Origin of the sequence: Phenylobacterium sp., from assembly GCF_025351295.1 — a bacterium.
Taxonomy (GTDB): domain Bacteria; phylum Pseudomonadota; class Alphaproteobacteria; order Caulobacterales; family Caulobacteraceae; genus Phenylobacterium.
In genome coordinates, this window is the sequence record NZ_JANXWD010000081.1 from 1 (window position 1) to 4,680 (window position 4,680).

At 66.1% G+C, this 4,680-nt stretch carries 4 protein-coding genes; all 4 read left to right on the top strand.

All coding sequences use genetic code 11. The annotated features are described in order from the left end of the window. Nucleotides 1–1,497, top strand: a 1,497-nt coding sequence (locus Q0R13_RS11490) for a cbb3-type cytochrome c oxidase subunit I (protein WP_293903972.1), incomplete at its 5' end; no start/stop codon positions are given. Beyond that, nucleotides 1,494–2,819 (top strand): NnrS family protein, encoded by a 1,326-nt coding sequence (locus Q0R13_RS11495; protein WP_293903974.1) that lies wholly within the window; start codon nucleotides 1,494–1,496, stop codon nucleotides 2,817–2,819. The genes Q0R13_RS11490 and Q0R13_RS11495, both read left to right, overlap by 4 nt. A gap of 47 nt (nucleotides 2,820–2,866) precedes the next feature. Continuing rightward, the gene (locus Q0R13_RS11500; RefSeq protein WP_293903976.1) at nucleotides 2,867–3,022 is read left to right on the top strand and encodes a hypothetical protein; all 156 of its coding nucleotides are present in this window, start codon (nucleotides 2,867–2,869) and stop codon (nucleotides 3,020–3,022) included. A gap of 228 nt (nucleotides 3,023–3,250) precedes the next feature. Then, complete coding sequence (locus Q0R13_RS11505; RefSeq protein WP_293903978.1) at nucleotides 3,251–4,549, top strand: ISNCY family transposase; 1,299 nt, start codon at nucleotides 3,251–3,253, stop codon at nucleotides 4,547–4,549. The last annotated feature ends 131 nt before the right edge of the window (nucleotides 4,550–4,680 follow it).

Here is a 4,680-nt window from a genome sequence, read left to right on the forward strand (position 1 = left end):
CTGTTCGGCAGCGCCACGATCACGCCGTCCATGCGCGCGACCGCCAAGTATTTCTTCGTTGTCACCGCCATGCTGCTGGCCCAAGTGCTGCTCGGCATCGTCACCGCCCACTACGCGGTCGAGGGGCAGGGCCTCTACGGCCTGCCGATGGCCGAGTATTTCCCCTACGCGGTCACCCGCACCTGGCACACCCAGCTCGCGGTGCTGTGGATCGCCACCGCCTGGCTGGCGACGGGCCTCTATGTCGCCCCGCTGCTCGGCGGCAAGGAGCCGAGGTTCCAGCGGTTTGGCGTGAACTTCCTGTTCGTCAGCCTGCTGGTCATCGTCATCGGCTCGTTCGCCGGCGAGTGGGCGGCGATCAACCGCCTGATCCCCGCCGGAACCGTGAACTTCTGGTTCGGCCACCAGGGCTACGAATACCTCGACCTCGGCCGCTTCTGGCAAATCTACCTGTTCATCGGCCTCCTGCTATGGGTCGTCCTGGTGCTGCGCGGGGTCTGGCCGGCGCTCCGGGAAAAGGCCGGCCGCTCCCTGGTTTTCCTGGTCGCCATCGCCACGGTCTCGATCGGCCTGCTGTTCGGGACCGGGCTCTTTTACGGCCAGCACACCCACATCTCGGTCATGGAGTACTGGCGCTGGTGGGTGGTCCACCTCTGGGTCGAGGGCATCTTCGAGGTGTTCGCCACCGCGATCGTCTCGGCCCTGTTCGTGAAGATGGGCTTGGTGCGCATGTCGGTGGCCGCCACCTCGGTGCTGCTGGCAACGATCATCTTCCTGGGCGGCGGCGTGCTCGGCATGTTCCACCACATCTATTTCAGCGGCACGCCGACCGCGGTGATCGCCCTAGGCTCAGTGTTCTCCGCGCTGGAGGTGGTGCCGCTGATGGTCGTCGGCTTCGAGGCCTACAACCGGCTCAAGTTTGAGCACCGGCACGGCTGGCAGGAGGTCTATCGCTGGCCGTTCGCCTTCTTCACCAGCGTGCTGGTATGGAATCTGGTCGGCGCTGGGCTGTTCGGGTTCTTCATCAACCCGCCGCTGGCGCTCTATTACATGCAAGGGCTCAACACGACCGCGACCCATGCCCACGCCGCCCTGTTCGGCGTCTACGGCATGCTCGGCATCGGGCTCACCCTGTTCTGCATGCGCGGCCTGTCGGACCCGGCCCGCTGGAGCAACTGCCTGCTGAAGACGTCCTTCTGGTGCCTCAACATTGGCCTGGCGATGATGGTGTTCCTGTCCCTCTTCCCGCAGGGCCTGATCCAGACCTATGAGAGCTTCACGCGTGACTACGCCTATGCGCGCAGCGCCGAGGTGATCCACAGCCCGGTCATGCAGGCGCTGGTCTGGATGCGGGTGCCGGGCGATCTCGTTTTCACGGTCGGCGTCGTGGCCTTCGCCGTCTTCATGGTCCGCGCGCTGTTCGGCCGTCATCGCCAGGGCGAGACAGCCGACATGCCTGTCCCGGACCTCGCGCCCGTCGTCGTCCGAGCCCCATGACCACGCAGGAAGATCCACTGTTCGCGCGTCGCCGCGCGAAGATCGCGGTCTCGCCGCCCTTTCTCCGCCTTGGGTTTCGGCCCTTCTTTCTCCTAGGCCCGGCTTGGGCCGTCATCGCCCTGGTCCTCTGGCTGCTGACGATCGGCGGGGTCGCGGCCCTGCCTACGGCCTTCGCACCGCTGGTCTGGCACCGCCATGAGATGCTGTTCGGTTTTGTCGGCGCGGTTGTCGCGGGCTTCCTCCTGACCGCGATCCCGAACTGGACGGGTCGCCCGGCGATCGCAGGCTGGCCGCTCGGCGCCCTGGCCGGCCTGTGGGCGGCGGGACGGGTGGCGCTGCTCGTCTCGGCGTGGACCGGCCCCGTGGCGGCGGCCGTCCTGGATGTCAGCTTCTACGTCGTGCTGGCCGGGCTCGTTGCTCGTGAGATCGTCGCGGCGAGGAACCGCAACCTGCCGATCGCGGGTCTGGTCCTGTTGCTCGGCGTCGCGAACGGCGCCGACCACGCCGGCGCGGCTGGACTCCTGGCCGATGGCGATCTGGGCATCCGGGCGGCGCTCGCCATCATGGTGATGATGATTTCGGTGGTGGGCGGCCGCATCATCCCCGCGTTCACGCGCAACTGGCTGGTCAAGCAGGGCATTGAGCGTGGCCTGCCGAAGCCATCGCCGCCTCTCGACCTGGCAGTGCTGGCCCTAAGCGCCGCGAGTCTTGGCGCCTGGACCGCCGCCCCGGATTGGACCCCCGCCGGCGGGCTGCTCGCCGCGGCCGCAGGCCTCCAGTTCCTGCGGTTATCGCGCTGGAGCGGCCTGAGGTGCGCGCGCGATCCGCTCGTCCTCATCCTCCACGTCGGATACCTCTGGATTCCCGCCGGCCTCGCCCTCCTGGGCGCCAGTCTCCTCGGCGCCCCCGTCCCCCGCTCGGCGGCGATCCACGCCCTGACGGTTGGCGCTATGGGCACGATGGTCCTGGCGGTCATGACGCGCGCGATCCTTGGGCATACGGGCCGTGAGCTCGTGGCCGGGCTACCCACCAGCCTGATCTACGCCCTGGTGACCATGGGCGCTCTTCTGCGCGTGGCCGCGTCGCTCGGCCTTTTCGACTATGCGCTGGGGATGGACGCCGCGGCGATTGCCTGGGCGGGGGCTTTCATCCTGTTCCTCGTGAGATTTGGGCCAATGCTCTTCCGGCCCCGCCTGGACTCGGCAGACGGCCCGGCCGTGCCTCCAAGGCTACCCCTTGCAGAACTGGGCGCGGTCAAGCTTGCGCCGGAGGCCGCCGAAGTTGTCCGATCCCCGCCGATTGCGCGAAAACCTCCCCCCTGAGTCCAGCCGCAATCGAACCGCAACCCGGCGCAGCGCATATTGCAGGCATGGCCGCCAAGTCCGCAAAAGCCTCGTCGCCCCAGGCGCTCGTGCCGGACATCATCGCGCGCCTGCGCCTCGACGACTTCGACGCCCTGCCGCACACCGACTACATGCACCTGGTGGAACTGGCCCTGCCGCAGATCGAGGCGGCGCGCGCCTGAGATCCACTGCAGGACTTTCCGCTCACCGCGCTCGGCGCGGGTGTTCAGCAGCGTTGCCGTGCATGGCGCATAAAGGGCATCTATCTTATCAAGAATACGACAACATATTCCTCTGATTTCCGATAATGCTTGTTATGCGCAAAATATATGTAGCCGCCATTTAGTAATGTCGCACCGTGCCATTTAGAGATGTCACCCTCTCTCGCATCAGCGCGGGAGGCCTCCAGGATGACGTTACATTTCATGAGCGACAATGAGCTGTCTCGGCTGGAGATCCTGCGCGATCTCGGTAGCAGACGCCTCACCACCTCAGCGGCAGCGGATCTGCTCGGTTTGGAGCGCCGCCAGGTCCAGCGGCTGGCCAAGGCCTACCAAGAGCATGGCGCCACGACGCTGATCTCCAAGAAGCGCGGCCGACCTAGCAACCGCCAGTCGCCGGCCGGCCTCAAGGATCAGGCGCTGGAGCTGATCCGCACGAAGTACACGGACTTCGGCCCGACGCTGGCGGCCGAGAAGCTGCGCGAGGTCCACGGCATCATTATCGGCCGCGAGACGCTGCGACTGTGGATGCTCGACGCCGGCCTCTGGGCGGATCGCGTGAAGCGCCGCGGCCGGGTCTACCAACCGCGCTATCGGCGCGAGTGCGTCGGTGAGCTGGTCCAGGTCGACGGCTCGGAGCACTGGTGGTTCGAGGATCGCGGGCCGCAATGCACCCTGCTCGTCTTCATCGACGACGCCACCAGCGGGCTGATGCACTTGCAGTTCGTGCAGTCGGAGTCGACCTTCGCCTACTTCAACGCCACGCAGCGGTATCTGGAACAGCACGGCAAGCCGGTGGCGTTTTACACCGACAAGCACGCCGTCTTCCGGGTCAACAAGCCCAGCGGCCTGCACGGCGACGGCATGACCCAGTTCGGACGTGCCCTGAAGGCGTTGAGCATCGAGATCATCTGCGCCAACTCCAGCCAGGCCAAGGGCCGCGTCGAACGCGCCAACAAGACCTTGCAGGACCGCCTGGTGAAGGAGTTGAGACTCGCCGGCGTCAGCGCCATGGAAGACGGCAACGCCTTCCTTCCGGCGTTCATGGCCGATTATAACACCCGCTTCGCCAAGGCGCCGTTCAACGACAAGGACCTGCACCGGGCCATGCAGCCCAGGGACCGGCTGGACGAAGCCTTCACATGGCGCGCCGAGCGGACGCTGTCACAGTCCCTCACCCTCCAGTACGACAACATCCTTTTCATGATCGAACCGTCCGAGTTCGCCCAGGCCGCGATCGGCCGCCGGGTCGAGGTCGTGGACTTCCCCGACGGCCGACTGGAGGTTCGCTACAAGGGCCGCAGCATGCCCTATCGGACCTTCGACAAGCTGCGCCGCGTCGCAGAGACGGCGGTGCTCGAGAACAAGCGGCTTGGCGGGCTACTGACCCTGATCCGCGAGAGCCAGCAGACCCAGCCGCCCGGTATGCGTACCAGCAGGGGCCCGAAACGGCGCGACCAGACTAAGCACATGTTCAGCGTCGGATGATCGGCGGTTTGAAATCGCCGCCAATTACTAACCCGGGGTGAGCAAATCCCGAAAACTTCAAACCTCACTCGGCGGCGAATAGACGAGCCGTGTCAGGATCGGAGTCGAACCGGCACTCATCAGCCATCCAA